Origin of the sequence: Vibrio sp. 10N.222.52.B12 (assembly GCF_002875385.1) — a bacterium.
Taxonomy (GTDB): domain Bacteria; phylum Pseudomonadota; class Gammaproteobacteria; order Enterobacterales; family Vibrionaceae; genus Vibrio; species Vibrio jasicida.
Genome location: NZ_MDAW01000132.1, coordinates 25,284 through 45,938, shown reverse-complemented (window position 1 = coordinate 45,938; position 20,655 = coordinate 25,284). Strand labels below are relative to the sequence as shown.

Annotated in this window: 20 protein-coding genes; 17 read left to right on the top strand and 3 right to left on the bottom strand. The window is 45.1% G+C overall.

What is annotated here, in order from left to right:
• Nucleotides 1-49: 49 nt before the first annotated feature.
• The 3 genes from uvrA to BCT11_RS17890 all read right to left on the bottom strand — a co-directional run bounded on the left by uvrA (nucleotide 50) and on the right by BCT11_RS17890 (nucleotide 4,688).
• Nucleotides 50-2,872: an excinuclease ABC subunit UvrA gene (gene uvrA / locus BCT11_RS17900; RefSeq protein ID WP_038864588.1), complete on the bottom strand. Its 2,823-nt coding sequence runs from the start codon at nucleotides 2,870-2,872 to the stop codon at nucleotides 50-52.
• A gap of 137 nt (nucleotides 2,873-3,009) precedes the next feature.
• Nucleotides 3,010-3,882: a UTP--glucose-1-phosphate uridylyltransferase GalU gene (galU, locus tag BCT11_RS17895; protein WP_038864585.1), complete on the bottom strand. Its 873-nt coding sequence runs from the start codon at nucleotides 3,880-3,882 to the stop codon at nucleotides 3,010-3,012.
• Between the two features lie 161 nt (nucleotides 3,883-4,043).
• Nucleotides 4,044-4,688, bottom strand: coding sequence for a LuxR C-terminal-related transcriptional regulator (locus BCT11_RS17890; RefSeq protein ID WP_038864583.1), 645 nt, complete (start codon nucleotides 4,686-4,688; stop codon nucleotides 4,044-4,046).
• Nucleotides 4,689-4,968: 280 nt separating this feature from the next.
• Between BCT11_RS17890 and BCT11_RS17885 the strand changes: the two genes are divergently transcribed.
• The 17 genes from BCT11_RS17885 to BCT11_RS17805 all read left to right on the top strand — a co-directional run bounded on the left by BCT11_RS17885 (nucleotide 4,969) and on the right by BCT11_RS17805 (nucleotide 20,655).
• The gene (locus BCT11_RS17885; RefSeq protein WP_038864580.1) at nucleotides 4,969-5,511 is read left to right on the top strand and encodes a single-stranded DNA-binding protein; all 543 of its coding nucleotides are present in this window, start codon (nucleotides 4,969-4,971) and stop codon (nucleotides 5,509-5,511) included.
• Between the two features lie 250 nt (nucleotides 5,512-5,761).
• Nucleotides 5,762-7,771, top strand: a complete 2,010-nt coding sequence (csrD, locus tag BCT11_RS17880; RefSeq protein WP_038864578.1) for an RNase E specificity factor CsrD — start codon at nucleotides 5,762-5,764, stop codon at nucleotides 7,769-7,771.
• 11 nt (nucleotides 7,772-7,782) lie between these two features.
• A complete protein-coding gene (locus BCT11_RS17875) occupies nucleotides 7,783-9,231 on the top strand; it encodes an MSHA biogenesis protein MshI (RefSeq protein WP_038864577.1) in 1,449 nt (482 codons plus the stop codon).
• Nucleotides 9,228-9,878, top strand: coding sequence for a type II secretion system protein GspM (gene gspM / locus BCT11_RS17870; RefSeq protein ID WP_038864576.1), 651 nt, complete (start codon nucleotides 9,228-9,230; stop codon nucleotides 9,876-9,878). The genes BCT11_RS17875 and gspM overlap by 4 nt, the downstream gene beginning before the upstream one ends.
• On the top strand, nucleotides 9,871-10,203 hold the full coding sequence (locus tag BCT11_RS17865) for an MSHA biogenesis protein MshK (RefSeq protein ID WP_102388884.1): 333 nt from the start codon (nucleotides 9,871-9,873) through the stop codon (nucleotides 10,201-10,203). The genes gspM and BCT11_RS17865 overlap by 8 nt, the downstream gene beginning before the upstream one ends.
• A 20-nt stretch (nucleotides 10,204-10,223) precedes the next feature.
• The gene (gene mshL / locus BCT11_RS17860) at nucleotides 10,224-11,858 is read left to right on the top strand and encodes a pilus (MSHA type) biogenesis protein MshL (protein WP_039975673.1); all 1,635 of its coding nucleotides are present in this window, start codon (nucleotides 10,224-10,226) and stop codon (nucleotides 11,856-11,858) included.
• A 45-nt stretch (nucleotides 11,859-11,903) separates the two neighbouring features.
• Entirely contained in the window at nucleotides 11,904-12,743 is an 840-nt protein-coding gene (locus tag BCT11_RS17855; protein ID WP_038864571.1) for an AAA family ATPase, read from the top strand.
• Nucleotides 12,734-13,831: a tetratricopeptide repeat protein gene (locus BCT11_RS17850; protein ID WP_102388883.1), complete on the top strand. Its 1,098-nt coding sequence runs from the start codon at nucleotides 12,734-12,736 to the stop codon at nucleotides 13,829-13,831. Before BCT11_RS17855 ends, BCT11_RS17850 begins: the two co-directional genes overlap by 10 nt.
• On the top strand, nucleotides 13,828-15,552 hold the full coding sequence (locus BCT11_RS17845) for a GspE/PulE family protein (protein ID WP_038879733.1): 1,725 nt from the start codon (nucleotides 13,828-13,830) through the stop codon (nucleotides 15,550-15,552). Before BCT11_RS17850 ends, BCT11_RS17845 begins: the two co-directional genes overlap by 4 nt.
• Nucleotides 15,553-15,560: 8 nt before the next feature.
• Nucleotides 15,561-16,784, top strand: a complete 1,224-nt coding sequence (locus BCT11_RS17840) for a type II secretion system F family protein (RefSeq protein ID WP_038879730.1) — start codon at nucleotides 15,561-15,563, stop codon at nucleotides 16,782-16,784.
• A 4-nt stretch (nucleotides 16,785-16,788) separates the two neighbouring features.
• The gene (locus BCT11_RS17835) at nucleotides 16,789-17,250 is read left to right on the top strand and encodes an MSHA biogenesis protein MshF (RefSeq protein WP_102388882.1); all 462 of its coding nucleotides are present in this window, start codon (nucleotides 16,789-16,791) and stop codon (nucleotides 17,248-17,250) included.
• Between the two features lie 290 nt (nucleotides 17,251-17,540).
• A complete protein-coding gene (locus tag BCT11_RS17830; protein WP_102388881.1) occupies nucleotides 17,541-18,041 on the top strand; it encodes a type II secretion system protein in 501 nt (166 codons plus the stop codon).
• Nucleotides 18,042-18,116: 75 nt separating this feature from the next.
• Entirely contained in the window at nucleotides 18,117-18,347 is a 231-nt protein-coding gene (locus BCT11_RS17825) for an MSHA biogenesis protein MshA (protein ID WP_005432800.1), read from the top strand.
• Nucleotides 18,348-18,466: 119 nt separating this feature from the next.
• Nucleotides 18,467-18,952, top strand: a complete 486-nt coding sequence (locus BCT11_RS17820) for a type II secretion system protein (RefSeq protein ID WP_102388880.1) — start codon at nucleotides 18,467-18,469, stop codon at nucleotides 18,950-18,952.
• On the top strand, nucleotides 18,949-19,518 hold the full coding sequence (locus BCT11_RS17815; protein ID WP_102388886.1) for a type II secretion system protein: 570 nt from the start codon (nucleotides 18,949-18,951) through the stop codon (nucleotides 19,516-19,518). The genes BCT11_RS17820 and BCT11_RS17815 overlap by 4 nt, the downstream gene beginning before the upstream one ends.
• Nucleotides 19,518-20,231, top strand: coding sequence for a prepilin-type N-terminal cleavage/methylation domain-containing protein (locus BCT11_RS17810; protein ID WP_045408580.1), 714 nt, complete (start codon nucleotides 19,518-19,520; stop codon nucleotides 20,229-20,231). The genes BCT11_RS17815 and BCT11_RS17810 overlap by 1 nt, the downstream gene beginning before the upstream one ends.
• Nucleotides 20,221-20,655, top strand: a complete 435-nt coding sequence (locus BCT11_RS17805; protein WP_102388879.1) for an MSHA biogenesis protein MshP — start codon at nucleotides 20,221-20,223, stop codon at nucleotides 20,653-20,655. Before BCT11_RS17810 ends, BCT11_RS17805 begins: the two co-directional genes overlap by 11 nt.

The following is a 20,655-nucleotide window of genomic DNA, read 5'->3' as shown; positions in this document are numbered from 1 at the left end:
AATGAAAAAAGACCAGCAATGGCTGGTCTTTGTACTTTACCTGTTTTTTCTACTTCAACATAGGCTTAAGGAAGCGAGCTGTGTGTGAACCTTCGATCTGAGACACATCTTCTGGTGTTCCTTGTGCAATTATCTCACCACCACCTTGGCCGCCTTCTGGTCCTAAGTCGATAATCCAGTCTGCTGTCTTAATGACATCAAGGTTATGTTCAATAACTACGACTGTATTTCCGTGGTCACGCAGGCGGTGTAAAACGGTCAGCAATTGTTGAATGTCGTGGAAGTGCAGGCCCGTTGTTGGCTCATCCAGAATGTACAAGGTCTTACCTGTGTCACGCTTAGAGAGTTCTCGTGCTAGTTTCACACGTTGTGCTTCACCACCAGAGAGCGTGGTTGCTGCCTGACCTAAGCGAATGTAAGACAAACCTACATCCATTAGCGTTTGCAGTTTGCGAGCAATGGCTGGGACAGGGTCGAAGAAGGTACGTGCATCTTCTACAGTCATTTCCAGTACTTCATCAATGGTCTTGCCTTTGTAACGCACTTCAAGTGTTTCACGGTTGTAGCGCTTACCCTTACATACGTCACAAGGAACGTAGACGTCGGGTAGGAAGTGCATTTCTACTTTGATTACACCGTCACCCTGACATGCTTCACAGCGACCGCCACGCACGTTAAAGCTAAAACGGCCCGGCTTGTAGCCACGAGAGCGCGATTCTTGTGTGCCTGCAAACAACTCACGAATCGGGGTAAAGATACCCGTGTAAGTCGCTGGGTTTGAACGTGGCGTTCGACCTATTGGGCTCTGGTCGATGTCGATAACTTTATCGAAATGCTCCAAACCTTTGACCGATTTATAAGGTGAAGGGTGCGCCGTTGTTGCACCGTTCAATTGAGTATGAGCAATCTTAAAGAAGGTATCGTTGATCAGAGTCGACTTACCTGAGCCTGATACGCCCGTAATACAGCTAAACAAACCAACTGGAATCGAAAGGTCGACATTCTTAAGGTTATTACCAGTAGCGCCCAGTAACTCAACCGTTTTCTTTGGATCTCGTGGTGTGCGCTTTGTTGGGATCGCAATCTCTTTTGCGCCACTTAAGTACTGACCCGTTAGTGAGTTCGGGTTAGCGATGATGTCTTCCATCGTACCTTCCGCGACCACGTTACCGCCGTGCACTCCTGCGCCGGGACCAATATCGATTACGTGGTCAGCACAACGAATAGCATCTTCATCGTGTTCAACAACTAATACCGTATTGCCTAAATCTCGTAGATGGGTCAAGGTCTTCAATAGGCGTTCATTATCGCGCTGGTGGAGGCCTATTGATGGCTCATCCAGAACGTACATTACCCCCACTAAACCAGCACCAATTTGGCTCGCTAGACGAATACGTTGCGCCTCACCACCTGAGAGGGTTTCTGCACTGCGTGACAAGTTTAGATAGTTCAAACCAACGTTAACCAAGAACTGCAGACGGTCATTGATTTCTTTCATCACTTTTTCTGCGATTTGAGCGCGTTGACCTTCTAGCTTCAGTGTATGGAAGAAATCCAATGCATCCGCAATGCTGAGTTCAACGATCTCTGGCAATGTTGTATCGGCAATAAAAACATTGCGAGCTTCAAGGCGTAAACGAGTGCCACCACAGCTTGAGCAAGATTTGGTTGAGATGTATTTTGCAAGCTCTTCGCGTACTGAGTTTGATTCGGTATCGCGGTAACGACGCTCAAGGGTGTTTAGGATTCCTTCGAATGGATGGCGTTTAACGCGGATATCACCACGATCGTTAATGTACTTGAACTCAACCTCGGTACGCCCAGAACCTTTAAGAATAATGTCTTGGGTCTTCTTCGGTAAGGAGTTAAACGGAACGTGAAGGTCAAAGCCATAATGATCCGCCAAGGCTGTTAGCATTTGGAAGTAGTAGTAATTTTTCTGATCCCAACCTCGAATTGCCCCTTGCGCTAAGCTGAGCGAGTCATCTTGAATCACTCGACTAGGATCGAAATATTGCTGTACACCTAAACCATCACAAGTGCCACAAGCACCAGCTGGGTTGTTGAATGAGAACAAACGAGGCTCAAGCTCTTGCATACTGTAACCACAAAGTGGGCAGGCAAAGTTTGCTGAGAAAATTACTTCCTCACCGTCGCCATCCATTGGCGCAACAACTGCGATACCACCAGAAAGCTCTAATGTGGTTTCGAATGATTCTGCCAAACGTTGCTGCAAATCTGGACGCACTTTAAAGCGATCTACAACCACCTCAATCGTGTGTTTTTTATGTAGCTCTAGTGGCGGTGGATCGGAAAGATCACAAGTTTCACCGTCGATGCGTGCGCGAATAAACCCTTGTGCTGCGAGGTTCTCTAGCGTTTTAACATGCTCACCCTTTCGCTCTTTTACGATAGGAGCAAGGAGCATCATTTTACTGCCCTCTGGCAACTCTAAAACCTTGTCGACCATTTGGCTGACGGTTTGAGCGGCAAGCGGCGTATGATGAGTCGGGCAGCGAGGTTCACCAACACGAGCGTAAAGCAGGCGCAGATAGTCGTAGACTTCCGTAATGGTACCGACGGTTGAGCGAGGGTTGTGTGACGTCGATTTTTGCTCGATAGAGATAGCTGGAGACAAGCCTTCGATATGATCGACATCTGGCTTTTCCATAAGAGATAAAAACTGACGAGCGTAAGCGGATAATGACTCAACGTAACGTCTCTGGCCTTCCGCATACAAGGTATCGAAAGCGAGAGAAGATTTACCAGAACCACTTAAACCAGTGATAACAGTCAGTTTATCGCGGGGGATCGTAAGGTTGATGTCTTTGAGGTTATGGGTGCGGGCACCGCGAACTTCTATTTTATCCATCGTTTTTGCTCTATGTATAACCAAGTCACGCAAGTATTACATAGTGTGAGAAATGTGCAAAGGGAATACTGGACAAAAAAACAGTAAGAAAAAGCCCGACGGTTAGTCAGGCTTTATAATCAATAGTTTGGGTATGATTACGCTTCTTTCTTAGTTGCGTGCTTACCTAGCTCTGATTTTTTCTCATCCTTTAGATAAAGGTTTTCGAAGCAGTAGTTAGTGGCTTCGATGTAGCCTTCTACGCTACCACAGTCAAAACGTTGACCTTTGAATTTATACGCCAATACACAGCCTGCTTTTGCTTGTTTAAGCAGAGCGTCAGTAATTTGGATTTCACCACCTTTACCTGGTTCTGTGTTCTCGATTAGCTCGAAGATATCTGGCGTCAGGATGTAACGACCGATGATCGCTAGGTTACTTGGCGCTGTACCTTGCTCTGGTTTCTCAACCATGTCGTCTACGCGGTAGATATCATCTTTGATCATCTCACCTGAGATAACGCCGTATTTGTGTGTTTCTTCTTCTGGTACTTCTTGAACCGCAACGATTGAGCAGCGGAACTGTTTGAACAACGCCACCATCTGAGCCAGTACGCCTTCTTGCTCATTCACACAAAGATCGTCCGCAAGTACAACGGCAAATGGTTCGTCACCAATCAGTTCACGACCCGTTAGGATCGCATGGCCAAGGCCTTTCATTTCACGTTGACGAATGTAAGTAAAGTTAGCTGAGTCAATGATTTCACGAATGTCGACTAACAGTTCTTCTTTGTTAGTGCCGCTGATTTGGTGCTCAAGCTCATAGTTTTTATCGAAGTGATCCATGATCGAGTGTTTGCCACGACCTGTTACGATACACATGCCATTCATACCAGCTTGAATCGCTTCTTCAACGCCGTATTCAATTAGCGGCTTGTTCACTACAGGCATCATCTCTTTTGGCATGGACTTTGTCGCCGGAAGGAAGCGCGTACCATAGCCCGCCGCAGGGAACAGACATTTTTTAATCATTGGGGGAATATCCTTTCTCAATTTTTTAATAAAGAATCTGAGCGACACTTTAACATGAGAGCGGCATATGAATCATGAATTAAGTAGGAAAAAATGTGAGACAGGAAGTGCAAAGAAGCATGAGCAACACACCTTTAATTATTTTTGTGCTGCTCTGCTGGTTAAGACATCAAGTTTTGATCAGCCCAAGCGATGGCTTGCACGCGATTTTTAACCGACAGTTTTTTGAAAATCTGATACAAGTGAGACTTGATGGTGAATTCGCTAACAAACAACTCCTCAGCCATTTGATTATTTGATGCACCTGCTTGAAGGCAGCGTAATACTTGCAGTTCACGAATAGTCAAATCGACAGTAGCGGGCGCAGTATGTGTGTTTATGACGTTGCGATAGTAATGTAAAAGTTGGCTGGTTACGTTTCGTGGCAACCAATTTTGGCCGTTTACGATGCCTTTTAGCCCTTCTCCGATTTGCTCAAGTGAGCTCTCTTGGTAGAAGACTCCCTTTAATTGACCAAACGCTAATAGTTCATCTGTAGTTAAACGCTTAGGGACGTTAAATACGACGGTCTCAAAGTTTTTCCATATTAACGGAAGGTTCTTAATCGACTGAACCAAGGATTTGTGCTCACTGAAATCGATCATTAAGATCTTATTACGATGTTTGGGATTGGCTTCCATAAGCGCTTCGGTGGAGATCACTGGAATATCAATGTCAGTGTATTTGACCAAGTCTTCAACTTTTTTCTCTGCATGGTCTTCCATGCTGATCAGAAACAGTTTTCTCGCATAAGCCGATTTTTTCACGCGGTCTTTTCTCCTTGAATTCATAACGCTGAATACGTTGGCATCAAACATAAATCAGAGCCATAGGGTTCAATAAGAAATGCGTTGAGATTCAAAGGTTCACGAAACGATGTCTGCAAAACGAATCAAAAATGCTACGCCTTGGAGTTGAAGTGAGATTTCGATTCCACAACTTTCAATGACAACCCACAATGGGATTAGGCTTTAATCAAAACATCAAAGCGTGTATTCTTATGCGCTAAAATTTTACATATATATCCAGAGTGAAACGGAGCACATCATGGCCAGCCGTGGAATTAACAAAGTTATTTTGGTGGGGAATCTAGGTAACGACCCTGAAATTCGTTACATGCCTAATGGCGGTGCAGTTGCAAACATTACGATTGCGACTTCTGAGTCATGGCGTGATAAAGCGACTGGCGAACAGCGCGAAAAAACAGAGTGGCACCGTGTTGCACTATTCGGCAAGTTGGCGGAAGTAGCAGGTGAGTACCTACGTAAAGGTTCTCAAGTTTACGTTGAAGGCCAACTTCAAACTCGTAAATGGCAAGATCAAAGTGGTCAAGACCGTTACACTACTGAAGTGGTTGTTCAGGGCTTCAACGGTGTAATGCAAATGCTAGGCGGTCGTGCTCAAGGTGGCGCTCCTATGGGTGGTCAACAGCAGCAACAGCAAGGCGGTTGGGGTCAGCCTCAACAACCAGCTCAGCAGCAGTACAACGCTCCACAGCAACAGCAGCAACCTCAACAACAGGCTCCGCAGCAACCACAGCAGCAATACAACGAGCCACCAATGGACTTCGACGACGACATTCCGTTCTAAGTAGAGTCTTCAAGATTGCATTTAAAAGGCCGCGAATTTCGCGGCTTTTTTATTTTCATGGTTTGTCTGAAAGGACTGTAATCATTTCGAATTGTAATTCGAAGACCTTCACTCTCAAATATCGAATGATGGTTTGTTTCTTTCCGCCTCAGTCTCTCACATTCACACGAATACGATTGTTTACTGAACGCTTATCAAGTATAAATATTTCAATAAGGTATATGATGAATAGAAAAGGAATTTGGTATTCATGAGGTATACCCCAACTCTTAAGCTAAGCACGCGGCTGGTGGCTTTTGTCACTATGATCGTTATATGCGCAATGTTTATCTTGTTTGTCGGCGGCACCCTCTCTTTTAAACGACTAGGGCAAGAGTATCTCACCCATTATTTGGAAGGGATCGTTGAGGTTGTTGATAAAGAGATGGAAGATCCTGATGCCGCATACTCGATGCAGCGCTGGATGCCGAAAATGCTTCAAGCCAGCAACATTGTCGAGATGACCCTCTCGGCGAATGATGCCGTGGTTTACCGCTTCAAAGACACCACCCATAAAATAGACAGCTCAGTGTTGTTTGAGCAAGAGTACCCACTTACTCACAACCAAGATTATGTTATTTACTTTAAGGTTATTCCTCCCTATCTAGGTTACAGCTACTCAATGCAAGCGCTTTGGTCTATCACGCTTGCTGTAGTTCTGATCATCTTCTGTTTAATGCGCGGTGTTGCTTGGCTAAAAGAGCAACTGGCAGGCTCCGAAATGCTTGAAGAGCGCGGCAGAATGATTTTGGCTGGCCGCGTTGAACAATATGCAAAGGGAGATGAGCGAGAATGGCCTTACACGGCGAGTGAAGCGCTCGATGTGTTGATTGAAGAGTTGCAGGATGCGCGTCAAGAACGTAGCCGATTCGATACCTTTATTCGTACTCAAACTTTCCTCGATAAACTTACTGGAACGGCGAACCGAGTGTTGTTTGACAGTAAGTTGGAATCAGCCTTGTTGGAAAGTGGTGCACGCGGTGCAGTACTGCTGATTCGAATCCAAGACTGGAAACTTGTAGAAGAAGAGCAGGACAAGCAAACCTGTGATGAGTTTATTGTGGAAGTGGGTAGCTTACTTTCCAATTTAGTTCAGCGTTATCCTGACGTGGTGTTTTCTCGCTACTACAATGCCGATTTTGCACTTTTCTTGCCTCATCAATCCGCAAAAGATGTGGCTAACTTAGCTTCTCAATGCATTCGCCAATTGGAAAAGCTTCACCCGCCATATCCGTTAGAGTTGGATAACTGGTGCCACATTGGTATCACAACTTATAAAGAGGGTGAGCGTCACAGCCAAATCATTGATGAGGCTGAGACGGCGTTACGTAGTGCCCAGTTACAGAACAATAACAACTGGAGCCGCTTTAAAAAGTGGAATCATGATGAAGATGCTCGAGGGAGTGTGAGATGGCGTACGTTATTTGATTCAGCACTCACATCTAAAAATGTGATACTCTACGCACAATCTGCCTATCTAATAAGTGATGTGGCGCATAAAAAACCTTTGCACGACGAGTTAACATGTCGGATTCGCGATCCAGAAAATGGAATTGTGAAAGCGTCTCGTTTTATTTCAGCGGTGCGACAAGTCGGTTATGAAGCGCAAATGGACCGCGCAGTTGTTAATAAATTCTTAAAAGACTTTAAACACAACTTCGATAGTAGTCAGACGTATGTTCTTAACCTCAATGTGATTCCTTTTGGGCATCGAGAATATTTCAAATGGTTCCGTGATGAACTCTTACAGTTGTCACGAGAGCAAAGAAAGTGTCTCATTTTTGAGTTTGTAGAAGCACAATTTGTAAGACACTTAGACTTTATGCGACCAGTCGCTAAAATGCTGGCCGGTTTAGAATGCCACCTTATGATTGGGCAAGCGGGGCGTACTATCGTCAGCACGCATTACTTAAAAGAAGTGGACATTCGTTATCTCAAGCTACATCGCAGCTTAGTAACAAAAATCGACCAGAGACATGAGAACCAGTTGTTTGTTCGCAGTATGTTGGGTGCGGCCGCAAACAGTAAAACAAAAATAATAGCAGTGGGAATTGAGAATAAGCACGAGCTGAACACCCTAATTGAATTGGGGGTTCACGGTGGGCAAGGACGTTATTTCTCTTCAGAAGAGCAATACCTTCCTCGCTCTGAATCAATGCAACTTTCTCAATCTGAATCTCAAGTGAAGTTGGGAAGAAGAAATCGCTGGCGAAAAAAATAAAGATAATAATCATGGATTTTAAAGCAGTACTCGACAAGCTCAAGCGATCATCGGTCGGTGGTCGCACTTGCTTTTTGGTTATTCAGCCAGACGCAGTTTATTTATCATCACCCCTTAAAAGCAGTCGACCATCCAAGTTTGAGATCTCAGAATCGAATTGGGAGCGCGCATGTGAGCAAGCGTTAAGCGTTGCTGCAAGCTCTTACGATTCTTTAGCGGTTGTGCTTTCTCACAACTACTATCAGATGTATCAAATTGATAAGCCAGCGATGCCGCGTAATGAGTGGCCTGCTGCACTACCATTCTTGCTAAAAGAGCTGATCTCTGAACGTGCGATCGACATCATTGCCGATGCGGTTGAGTTACCTAACTCAAACAAAGTTCAAGCTTACGTCTTATCACGAAAGATCCTCGATAAGTTGGTATTGCTGGCAAGTCGAGTTCAATTGCCTTTGGAAGCGATCATTCCTGAAGATGACGTTTGGGGGGATACTTCTGGTGAACTTGGCAACTTTTTATTGCTTCAACGCAGTGCTCGAGGACACTTCCGCATCAGTGCGTTTGTCGAGCATACCATCGCATTCCACCGCTCTATTCGTAGTGTCACCCCACCACTAACAGGTGTGCCGTCTAGCGAGTTGCAGATGGACAGTCTATCTCTTGAGTTGCAACGCTCGATTGATTACCTCTCTTCTCAACTTCGCCACGTGCAATTGCATCAGTTGAAAGTATGTTGTGATGATGAAGATGAAAATGAACTGGTTGAGTCACTTAACTATCGTTTAAGCACGAAGGTTTCTGCATTATTGGCTGAAGATCATGAACCTTCTGGCCATGTCTTAGCCGATACGGCAGCAACGTCTAATACTCGACGCGTTAATCTGTATCCAGATTTCTTAAAACCGAAAAAGAACCTGCTAACGCTAAAAAACGTGGCGATTTCTTGGGGTGTGGCTGCCGCGGTTATTTTCCTTTCTTACGGTTATGTGACTTGGCAAAGTGATGGCGTAGAAGATGAAATCGCCATTGTAAAAAGCAAAGGCAACATCATGAAATCTGAGTTAGATCGTTACCAAGCTCAGTTACGCAAGCATCAACCAGACACCAATAAACTCGCTGCCAAAGCGCGTCTGGAGCGTGAAGTAAAAGCCAAGCGTGATTCACTGAAAGCCGTTGGTAAATATGATGATTCCCAACGCACAGGTTATTCGGGCGTGATGCAATCGCTCGCTAAGCTTGGCAGCAATAATATTTCTTTGTCTGAAATTCGTATCGACCACAACACATTAGATTTAAAAGGTCTGGCAAGAACGCCAAGTTCTGTTCCCAATTGGGTCAGCCAGTTCAAGAATGAGATCAGTTTAATTGGTCGTACCTTTGATGATGTGAAGATTGGTCGTAATGACGACAATATCGTGACTTTTGAATTGAAGACGCGCGGAGGCAAAGAAGAAAAATGAACGAATTCTGGCTTTCTTTAGAAGAGCGCTTTGATGAAATGAGCGCACGCGAAAAAGTTCTGATCGCATTATGTGGATTGGTCACTGTCGTGATGCTGCTGTTTACTTTGGTACTGGAACCAAAGCTCAATGAAGTGGTGAGTAACGACAAACTCTTGAGTAACTTGAAGCAGACTAATCAAAAAACCGAAATTGACATTTTGCGTATTCAGGCTCAATTGAAAAAGGATCCTAACGCAGAGATTGATCAAGCAATTTCCCAATTGCTGACTGAGAGTCAACATCTGTCGATGCAGCTTTCAGAGATCATTGAACATCTTATTACACCTTCACAGATGGCAGCTTTGCTCGAAAGTGTATTAGAGCAGCAAAGCGGAATTCATTTATTGTCGCTTCAGACATTGCCTGCGGAGCCGATAACGGAAGATAAAGAAGCGTCGCAATACTCCGGATACTACGTGCACCCAGTGCGTATGGAGTTAACAGGTGACTACTTTGCTATCGCTAACTACTTGACCAAATTAGAAAGCTTGCCAGCAAGTTACTACTGGCGCAGCTTCAGTTATAAAGTTGAAGCGTATCCAAAAGCGAAGTTGGTGTTGGAAGTGTACACATTAGGTTCTAGAGAGGAATTTATTGGTGGTTAAGAAACTCATTACCTCACTTGTTCTTGTGGTTGCAGCCGGTTCTAGTTGGGCCAACCAAGATCCAACAGCGCCTCTTGGCTGGCAAAAAACAGCGACAGAATCGCAAGCCAAACCGAAAGCAAAACAGTACCGCTTACCAACGCTCAATAGCATCGTATGTAAGCCGAACACTGAATGTGTCGCTATTTTGAATAACCGTATTGTCGAGCCTGGCGTGAAACTTAACGGATATCGAGTAGCCAATATCAATAGTGAATTTGTAACTTTAAAGCGTGGTGACCGTCAGTGGAAACTAGAGCTTTTTGGTTTGAACGTAAAAAAATAATAACCAGAGCCTGATCAGATATGCGCAAATTAGTTGTAGGAATAGTGATTGCTTCCTTAATGGGTTGTTCTATGGGTCACCGTGACCCAGTAGAAGTGAAGCAAGCACTAAATGAATCTATCAATGAAGCAAACAGTCGTGCACTTGAAGATATCCCTTCTTCTGTGCAAGCCGATCTTATGCCGAACCTAGACAGCAGTGTTTCTTCTCAGCAAGGCACTCTGAAGCGTTTCCGTATCCAAGCTAATGCAGTTGAAGCGCGCAGCTTCTTTGCTTCCTTAGTGAAAGGAACGGAATACAGTGTCGCTATCCACCCTGCTGTACAAGGCAATATTACGGTTAACCTATCAGACGTGACACTGGACGAAGTTCTTAATGTCGTACAAAACATGTATGGTTATGACGTTGTGAAGTCAGGCAAAGTGATTCAAATTTACCCAGCAGGTATGCGCACAGTTACGATTCCTGTCGATTACCTACAGTTCAAGCGTTCTGGTCGTTCATTAACGAGCATTGTGACTGGGTCGGTGACGTCTGCGGGTACATCAAATTCAGGTAGTAGTTCTGATGACTCTGATTCGTCAGATTCAAACAGCGATAACGGCGACAGCTCGACAACATCGACAGGTGGTACTCGCATTGAAACTATCACAGAAAGTGATTTTTGGCCGATGCTGCAACAAGCGGTCGCGAACCTTATTGGATCTGGCAAAGGCCAGAGTGTTGTCGTTACCCCACAAGCTGGTGTGATAACCGTTCGTGCCTTCCCTGATGAGATTCGCGAAGTTCGTGAGTTCTTGGGTGTCTCTCAAGAACGTATGCAACGTCAGGTTATTCTGGAAGCAAAAATTCTAGAAGTCACATTAAGTGACGGTTACCAACAGGGTATCAATTGGTCAAATATGTCAGCCTCTATTGGTAACTCGGGTAGTGTTGTCGTTGACCGAAACCCAGTGACACTACCTTTAGATGCAATTGGCTCGCTACTCGGTGGACAAACTAACGTTACTTTTTCTGATGGTAACTTTGAAGCGGTAATGAACTTCATGGCCACTCAAGGTGATTTGAACGTGCTTTCTAGTCCGCGCATCACCGCAGCAAACAATCAAAAGTCCGTCATTAAAGTGGGTACCGACGAGTACTTCGTTACCGAGCTGTCAAGTAATGCAGGTAATGGCGAGAACTCCAACGCGGTGCCTGAAGTTGAGCTTACACCTTTCTTCTCTGGTATCTCTCTAGATGTGACTCCGCAAATCGATAATAAAGGCAATGTGTTCCTGCACGTTCATCCTGCAGTTATTGAAGTGGAAGAAGAGATTAAGAACCTCAACCTTGGTGGTGACTTCCAAAACATCCAACTTCCACTAGCGAAAAGCTCGATTCGTGAATCTGATTCTGTAATTCGCGCAAAAGATGGTGATGTGGTTGTTATTGGTGGTTTGATGAAGCAGCAAAACCTAGAGCAAGTATCGAAAGTACCGTTCTTAGGTGATGTACCCGCGCTTGGTAATTTATTCCGCAACATCAACAATGTGACGCAAAAAACAGAGTTGGTTATTTTGCTAAAGCCAACGGTTGTTGGTGTGAACACGTGGCAGAAAGAGCTAGAGCGTTCACGTGATTTATTGCAAGAGTGGTTCCCTGACGCTGAGTAATCAGCGTTAGGAAGTGTCGTTTAAACGTGGTTTTGTGATTCGACTATGTACTTGTCGCATTTTGGATTTCGAGTTCAGCCTTTTTCTCTAACCCCAAACACAGAAATGTTTCTGGGGTTAGTCCCTCATTATGAGGCCATTCAAACTATTATGGCTGCGGTCAAAATGGGAGAAGGGGTTATCAAGGTGACTGGGGAAGTCGGCACAGGTAAAACGATGGTTTGCCGCAAGCTGATTGAACAAATCGAATCACAAGTGGAATTGGTTTATTTGCCTAATCCAGTATTGAGCGGTGAGCAGCTTCAGTTTGCAGTCGCAAGAGAGCTTGGCATCGAAGATACCGACCCATTAAAAATCGTTTCACTGATTCAAGAGCATCTGATTGAAGTACACGCTTCAGGTAAGAACACTGTTCTTATTGTCGATGAGGCACAAGCGCTTTCAACAGAAGCACTCGAGACTCTACGTTTATTCGGCAACTTAGAAACCGAACAAGATAAGCTGATCCAATTGGTTTTATTTGGTCAGCCTGAATTGGATGAGCGTTTAGAAACGCATGAACTCAGACAGTTTCGTCAACGCATTACGTTCAGTTGCCAACTTCGCCCTCTCTCTATTGAAGAAGGGGTGGCGTACATCAATAACCGTTTAGACAAGGCCGGTAATGGTGCGCATATCTTTTCAATAGAGCAGAAGAAAGCCATTTGGCGTTCGGCGATGGGAATTCCTCGTTTGATTAACCAAATTAGCCATAAAGCCCTGCTTTCGGCGTTTAATGACCGTTGTACGCTTTTGAAAAATCAACACGTTTACGTTGCGATGCACGATACCTTCGATGCACGTAAACCTAAGTTTAAAACTCCAAGATTTTGGGGATGGAGCTAACCTTGAGTGCCATCAATAAAGCATTATCAGAACTTGCTGAAAAAGAATCGCCTTCGGATTTAACCAAGGCCGATATTCCGAGTATCTCACGTAGCAAACCGTGGCTTTGGCTCGTTGGTGGCTTTTCATTGAGCTTAGCCGTCGGCGGATGGGCTGTGTCTCAAGGTCCTGCGCCCGTTGAAAACATGGCGACGACTACCGTGATGTCCGTTAGTCAGGCTAATCGTCCTTCCGCTCAAGTGGTTGAAGTGAGCCACTCACCAACAAGTAAGGTGACGCCTGAGTTAGACAATGTGGTGTATGCGCAAAGAATTGAAAGACCCAAAGTAACGGTACAAGTTCCTGTGGTGAAAGCGGTTCCACAAGTCGACGATTTCGAGCCTCGTAAGCAAGTCGTCAGCGCACAAGAGCAGCCTATTTTATTAGCGAGTTTGAGTGGCAGTACGCAACAAACATCAACGGCAGCACAAGACAGTTCAATGCGTATTGAACAAGTGGAATTGACGCATCAACAGTTGGCGGAGAAAGCGCTAGGTCGTGCAGACAAAGCCATGGATGCCAATGACATGAAGACAGCACTGGCTGCTTTCTCCGAAGCATTGCGTTATCAACCAAGTAACGTCGAAGCTCGCCAGAAGCTATCGGCGCTTTACTTTGGTAAAGGGGATACACGCAAAGCTTATGAAATTCTACAAGCTGGCATTCAGCTCGATACAGATAACCAAGGTTTGCGTTTAGCGTTATCCAAGCTTTTAGTCAAAGCAGATCAACCAGAAGCAGCACTCAGCCCATTAGCCTACCTGCCGGATTCACCGACTCGTGATTATCTTGCGATGCGTGCTGCATTGGCTCAAAAGCAGAAGCAAAATGACATTGCGCTCGAAAGCTACCAGTTACTGACGCAGCGTGAACCAGAAAATGCACGCTGGTGGCTAGGCCTCGCGATTCAACAGGAGCGCACTTTAAGCTTTACATCGGCGATTGCTTCTTATCAGCAGGCGCTGGGTAAAGTGGGTATCTCAAATCAATCTCAGGCATTTATTCGTGATCGTCTGAACATCTTAAAACAACTGGAGAGTGCGCAATGAGAATTCAGTTGAGAAAACGCCTTGGCGATCTGTTGGTTGAAGAAGGTATTGTTTCTGAAGACCAAGTGCAACAAGCGTTAGCAGCGCAGCATAGTACAGGGCAGAAGCTTGGTGATGCATTGATTGACCTTGGTTTTATCAGTGAAAAGCAGATGCTCGAGTTTTTATCGCAGCAACTGGGTTTACCGCTGATTGATTTAAGTCGTGCGCCTGTCGATGCAGAGGCGGTGCCGATTCTTCCTGAAGTTCATGCTCGACGCTTACGTGCCATGGTCGTCGCTCAAAATGGTGATACGTTGCGTGTTGCAATGAGTGATCCTGCGGATTTGTTTACTCAAGAGTCATTAATGAACTTGTTGGGCGAATACAATCTGGAATTCATCATTGCCCCAGAGCGTCAACTGGTTGAAAGCTTTGACCGTTACTACCGCCGAACCAAAGAAATCGCATCGTTTGCCGAGCAGTTGCAAGCTGAGCACCAGGATGTCGAGGCATTTGATTACGGTATTGACGGAGCAGACAGCGAAGAAGTTACGGTTGTTAAGCTGGTTAATTCGATGTTTGAAGATGCGGTTCAAGTGGGCGCTTCGGATATCCATATTGAACCAGACGACAAAGTCCTACGTTTGCGTCAGCGCGTCGATGGTGTGTTGCATGAAACGTTACTGAACGAAGTCAACATTGCTTCAGCTTTGGTACTTCGTCTTAAATTGATGGCGCATTTAGATATCTCCGAGAAGCGCTTGCCACAAGACGGTCGCTTTAATATTAAAGTACGTGGTCAGTCGATCGACATTCGTATGTCGACATTGCCGACTCAGTACGGCGAATCGGTGGTAATGCGCCTACTCAACCAATCCTCTGGTTTGCGTAAGCTTGAGGACTCCGGTTTACCCGCAGAGTTGCTTTCGCGTCTTCGTCGCCAACTGTCTCGCCCTCACGGCATGATCTTGGTTACTGGCCCGACGGGTTCTGGTAAAACCACCACGCTTTACGGCGCATTGAGTGAATTGAACGAGCCGGGTAAAAAGATCATTACCGCAGAAGACCCGGTGGAATACCGATTACCTCGTATTACTCAGGTTCAAATCAACAGCAAAATTGACCTGACTTTCTCTCGCGTGCTGCGAACTTTCCTTCGTCAGGACCCGGATATCATTCTTATTGGTGAGATGCGTGACCAAGAGACGGTCGAAATCGGTTTGCGTGCCGCACTGACAGGTCACTTGGTATTAAGTACCTTGCACACTAACGATGCTGTTGATAGCGCTCTTCGTATGATCGACATGGGGGCGCCTGGTTACTTGGTGGCAAGTGCCGTGCGCGCAGTGGTTGCTCAGCGTCTAGTGCGCCGCGTTTGTCCGGATTGTAAAACGACAGAACAGCTTGATGGTGCTCGTCAACAATGGCTAGCGGGTCGATTCCCGAATCAAGTTGGTGCGACTTTCCATAAAGGTGTCGGTTGCCAAAACTGTAACTTAACGGGCTACCGAGGCCGAATTGGTGTGTTTGAAATGCTCGAGCTTGAACATGAAATGATGGATAAGTTACGTGCAAACGACGCAGTGGGTTTTGCTCAAGTGGCTCGACGTTCAGGCAACTACAAGCCGCTGCTTGCTTCTGCAATGGAACTCGCATTGCAAGGCTCAGTCAGCTTGGATGAAGTGATGGCTCTGGGTGAAGGCGATGCTTCCGGTAAAATCGATCCAATTCTAATGTAGGTAAGTGAATGCCAACTTTTCGTTATCAAGGCCGCACCTTAGACGGCTCATCAACCAGTGGTAAAGTCGAGGCTGTAAATTCAGAATCGGCGGCGGAAGCGTTGATGAACAAGGGTATTATTCCCTTAAACCTGCGTTTAGAGAAAGAAGGGGTAAAGAGCAAAGTCAGTTTATCCAAACTGTTTGTGCCTGCTATTCCGCTTGAAGTCATTATCTTATTTTCTCGTCAGCTTTTTAGTCTGACCAAAGCGGGTGTACCGCTACTGCGTTCTATGCGTGGTTTGCTACAAAACTGCGAAAACAAGCAACTGAAAGAAGCGCTTGAAGATGTGGTTGCCGAGTTAAGCAACGGTCGTGGTTTGTCTTCAGCAATGCAACCTCACACCAAAGTGTTCAGTCCGCTGTTTGTGTCGATGATCAATGTAGGTGAAAACACTGGTCGTCTTGATGAGGCGTTACTGCAACTAGCCAATTACTACGAACAAGAACTGGAAACGCGTAAGCGCATCAAAGCTGCAATGCGCTATCCAACCTTTGTGATTGTTTTTATTACCATTGCGATGTTTATTTTGAACATTCTGGTCATCCCTGAATTTGCCTCTATGTTCACTCGTTTCGGTGTGGAACTACCATTGCCTACACGAGTCTTGATTGCGACGTCTAACTTTTTTGTTAATTACTGGGGCTTGTTGATTGCTGCCATCGTTGGTGCGTTTTTAATCTTCCGCTCTTGGGTTGCAACTGCAGATGGGCGAGAGAAGTTCGATAAACTGCGCTTGAGATTACCCATTGTCGGCGACATTGTGAACCGTGCCCAGCTTTCTCGATTTTCAAGAACCTTCTCGTTGATGCTGAAATCCGGTGTGCCTCTAAACCAATCACTTGCATTGGCTGGTGAAGCGCTTGGCAACAAATTCTTAGAAAACCGAATTCTTGAAATGAAATCGGCGATTGAAGCGGGTAGTACCATTTCTGTCACGGCAATCAACAGTAAGATTTTTACGCCTCTGGTCATCCAGATGATTGCTGTGGGTGAAGAAACGGGTCGAATTGATGAACTGCTATTGGAAGTTTCGGACTTTTATGACCGTGAAGTAGATTACGACTTAAAAACCCTGACTGCCCGAATAGAACCGTTACTTTTGGTCATTGTTGCGGGCATGGTGATGGTACTGGCATTGGGTATCTTCCTGCCGATGTGGGGGATGCTAGACATCATCAAAGGCGGCTAACGGGGTGGTTGAAAATCAAAGTCGAGCGGCACTGATTCTTGCTGCTGTCGTTGGAATTATTGTGCTTGCCGCATTTATGCAAAAGTTAAAACCGATAGAGCAAGAAGCGCAAGAAACAGGAGCGAAACTTGCTAAGGTTTGGATGCAAGATAGTGTGCAACGATACCACCAAGCTTGGCTCGTTCATGGAGAGCCTAAGTTGCTGTTAATGGACGGTTTTGAGCTTAATATGACAGAAGAGGGCTTAGTGTCACCTTTCAAATCAGGCGGTGCGCTCGATTGTGACTATTGGTTGGCGGTCCATTACCCGCAACGTAAAATTATGGCGAGCGAGTTGTTAGAAATTCGTGGAGCAATTAAAAGTAATAGTTATACATGTGACTATACTTATGAAAATGGACAGAGAGTTGTTGTTATATCGAACGCTAATCGTCTGAAAATAGACGTCGAAATGTCGACGGAGTGATTTTTTTGACACTTTAGTACTATAAATAGGAATGAAAGTCGGTATAATGCAAACATTACCATAAGCAAAAGGTTGTAATAAAAAGTAAACCGCAAGGTGATTCACTTTTTATCTCGGCTTTAACTTAACAATGGCGAATCGTCATTCTGCTCAAGCGGTAGAAAAAGGGCTCAATGGATAAACATTGGTTTATCGTTGAGATGCCACACCGTTTTGACATTATCCAAAATGGTCGCATGACCGATAAAACTTTGCAGTCACTCTGCATGCTTACATAGAGAGAGTAAACAATGAAAAGACAAGGTGGTTTCACCCTTATCGAATTGGTAGTGGTAATTGTAATCCTAGGTATTCTAGCGGTAACTGCGGCGCCACGTTTCCTTAACCTGCAAGATGACGCTCGTGATGCAACACTCGAAGGGCTTTCTGGTGCTATTCAAGGTGCTTCGGGTATTGTCTTCGGTAAAGCAGCTATTGAAGGTGTAGAAGCAGCGACAACTGATACTGATGTTGCTCTAGGTAATGGTCAAAATGTAAGTACTATTTATGGCTACCCAGTAGCAACTGCGGCTGAAATCGAAAAGGTTGTTGATGGCTTGGGTACTGATGGTGATTTTGTTGAGAAAACAGGTGATACATCATCAACGGGTAAGGTGTATTTCGGTATTGAAAAATACACTAAAAAATGTGTTGAATATGCTCAAGCAACATCTGGTGCAGTAGCAACTGTTAATGTTGTTACACCTGGTGAAGACAGCGTTGTAACTGCTGCATGTAATGACAAGGCTTAAGCTACCGTTTTAGCCCCAAAGGCCAGCTAGTCTGGCCTTTATCTCTATATTTTGATTAATCTCGGAATAGTATATATGCGTAAATCATCGGGTCTTAGTGCAATTGAGTTTGTGGTTGTGCTGATTATCTTAGGTGTGATCGGTTATGTGGTATTACCAAGATTTATCAGCTTTGAACCAGAGACTTACGAAGCAAAGTGGGAGCAAACTAAGCAAACCGCCGAGCACGTTTCTGAGACGCTAAGCAACAAAGAAACTTACGATCGAATTGAAGAAGAATTGGAGCGCTCAAAAGGAGAGAAATAACCTTTTGGCGGTTATTTGTACGCTTGCTCACAGTTCGAATTTAAAACTTATAAACCTATCATTATTCTCATAATTTCATCGTATACTTACTTCGCTTGTCCTAAGCCTAAGGTTGGGTTATGAAAATTCGCAGCTCTACATTAGGGTTTACATTAATGGAGCTGATCCTAGTGATCGTCCTCCTTTCCATTCTTTCTCTCTACGCTGCTAGCCGCTTTATGGGCAAGGGCAGTGTTTCTGCGTTTGCGCTTCAAGAGCAGGCTATTTCAGTGATTCGCCAAGTACAGGTGAATCGCATGCAATCAAACACCTCAACCACGGATACCAACTTTCAATTGCAGGTTTCCTCTAGTTGTATCGGTTCGGTTACGGCTTGTTCGCTGAGTGGCAACGCGAAGGACGCTCGTAGTGATCTCGTTGAGGATGACTCTGCCACGTTTAGTTTAACTGGAGCGACAAGCCCGATTAACTTCGATTTACTGGGGAATCCGTTGAATGTCGCTTCTGGTGGCGTGTCTATTCTTATCCGTGATGTAAACGGTCAAAGCCAATGTCGAGTATTGATTAATTCTCAAGGCTATGTCTCTGAGGGTTCATGCTCATGAGAAAGCAACTCGGTATGACCTTAGCTGAAATGATCATTGCTATTGTTCTGATGGGCGTTGCGATGGTGGCGTTTACCTCCTTTCTTGTACCTCAAATTCGTGACTCCGCGATGCCACACTATCAAACCCGAGCAACTGCGCTTGGACAAAGCTTTATGTCGCAAATACTAGCGCGTGGCTTTGACCAAAACAGCGACTTTGATGGCGGCCTATTACGTTGTGGGGAAAGCTCGCTCGGAGCGCCAAATTGTTCGAGCAACCTCGGCCCTGACTCTGATGAGTCTATTCCCGAAAACTTCAACGATGTCGATGATTACATCGGTTGTTGGAGTACACCAACGACGGCGAGTCAATGCCAAGGGACAAACCGTGGCAATATCTCAGATATCTTGGGCACAAGTAGTGAAGACAAGTACCGTAACTTTCGAGTTGAAGTTAGCGTGGCATATGACGATCTGAGTGCAACACCACCGACAGGAATCACTAACTATAAAAAAGTCACAGTTACGATTTTTGCTAGTAATGCTCAACCTCTGACACTAACAGCAATAAGAGGTAACTACTGATGAAAGTTCGTGGTTTTACCTTAATAGAGATGATCGTCACCATTGTGATCGGTAGCTTTATCATGCTCGGTATTGCGGGTTATGTGCAGTTAGGCATGAAGGGATACGCAGACACGATTGATCGACAGCGTATGCAAACTCAAGCGCAGTTTGTGTTGGAAAAAATGTCGCGTGAAATTCGTCACGCAGTCCCAAACAGCTTTCATGTACCTACCGGAACTACCAATTGCTTAGAGTTTGTTCCAATTGAGTATTCTGGCTTTTACACGCTGACAAATAACAACTTAGAGTTTCTACTTGGGAACGACTCAACGTTAAATCCTATCCCTCCTAACCGTTGGATGGTGATTAACCCCAGCCGTTATGAGGACTTGCAATCCACCTCTTCACAGAGTCTAGCTGTAGGTGGTTTAGCTAAAACAGACGGTGTGTTTGTTGTTAGTGGGGCGGCAAGTACGATTGGTGGCACTTCTATCTCTAGCCGTCATTACATTTACCAAAATAAATCAGAAGTTCGTTACTGTTTTGATAATGATGAAGTTATTCGCAATGGCATTACGGTTGCCGATAGCGTGGATACCTCTGTTAGTGATATGCACTATCTAGAACCAACCCTGCAAAGGGGCGGTATTGTGCATATCAACTTAGAGTTCACTCAAAACGGGGAGCGTAGTGTTTACCAACAAGACGTACAGGTGTTGAATGTTCCGTAAAAATACTCAACAGGGTAATGTCCTGATCGTCGTTTTGTTCGTCATCATTGTAATGGGCTATCTAGCCGCATCATTGATGAAGGTGAGTTGGTCAAACCAAAGTACGTTAACGAGAGAATTCTTAGGAACGAAAGCTTGGTTTATTGCTCAATCTGCCAATGAGTGGGCGCTGACTCAGCTGTATCCGTTAAATAATGACGAGCCTGATGTAGCTAGTTTTTGTGCGAACACCGTAAGTGGTGCGACACCAAATGTAACGGAAGGCACTGGTTGTCAGCTTAGAGCGATGACATGTTCAAATATTGGTACCTTTAATGCGGGTGCCTCTGAAGCTGAATCTCTATTTCGTGTGCAAGCCACAGCAGTTTGTGGCACCGGGGTTGCACAAGTACAGCGACAACAAGAGATTTGGGTTAGGGAGTAA

Coding starts and splice junctions, on each gene's coding strand:
- BCT11_RS17810 (WP_045408580.1), top strand. CDS start 19,518: ATGAAAGTTCGTGGTTTTACCTTAATAGAGATGATCGTCACCATTGTG.
- uvrA (WP_038864588.1), bottom strand. CDS start 2,872: ATGGATAAAATAGAAGTTCGCGGTGCCCGCACCCATAACCTCAAAGAC.
- BCT11_RS17830 (WP_102388881.1), top strand. CDS start 17,541: ATGAAAAGACAAGGTGGTTTCACCCTTATCGAATTGGTAGTGGTAATT.
- BCT11_RS17875 (WP_038864577.1), top strand. CDS start 7,783: ATGGATTTTAAAGCAGTACTCGACAAGCTCAAGCGATCATCGGTCGGT.
- BCT11_RS17820 (WP_102388880.1), top strand. CDS start 18,467: ATGAAAATTCGCAGCTCTACATTAGGGTTTACATTAATGGAGCTGATC.
- BCT11_RS17850 (WP_102388883.1), top strand. CDS start 12,734: ATGGAGCTAACCTTGAGTGCCATCAATAAAGCATTATCAGAACTTGCT.
- BCT11_RS17815 (WP_102388886.1), top strand. CDS start 18,949: ATGAGAAAGCAACTCGGTATGACCTTAGCTGAAATGATCATTGCTATT.
- gspM (WP_038864576.1), top strand. CDS start 9,228: ATGAACGAATTCTGGCTTTCTTTAGAAGAGCGCTTTGATGAAATGAGC.
- csrD (WP_038864578.1), top strand. CDS start 5,762: ATGAGGTATACCCCAACTCTTAAGCTAAGCACGCGGCTGGTGGCTTTT.
- BCT11_RS17855 (WP_038864571.1), top strand. CDS start 11,904: ATGTACTTGTCGCATTTTGGATTTCGAGTTCAGCCTTTTTCTCTAACC.
- BCT11_RS17805 (WP_102388879.1), top strand. CDS start 20,221: ATGTTCCGTAAAAATACTCAACAGGGTAATGTCCTGATCGTCGTTTTG.
- BCT11_RS17885 (WP_038864580.1), top strand. CDS start 4,969: ATGGCCAGCCGTGGAATTAACAAAGTTATTTTGGTGGGGAATCTAGGT.
- BCT11_RS17840 (WP_038879730.1), top strand. CDS start 15,561: ATGCCAACTTTTCGTTATCAAGGCCGCACCTTAGACGGCTCATCAACC.
- BCT11_RS17825 (WP_005432800.1), top strand. CDS start 18,117: ATGCGTAAATCATCGGGTCTTAGTGCAATTGAGTTTGTGGTTGTGCTG.
- galU (WP_038864585.1), bottom strand. CDS start 3,882: ATGATTAAAAAATGTCTGTTCCCTGCGGCGGGCTATGGTACGCGCTTC.
- mshL (WP_039975673.1), top strand. CDS start 10,224: ATGCGCAAATTAGTTGTAGGAATAGTGATTGCTTCCTTAATGGGTTGT.
- BCT11_RS17845 (WP_038879733.1), top strand. CDS start 13,828: ATGAGAATTCAGTTGAGAAAACGCCTTGGCGATCTGTTGGTTGAAGAA.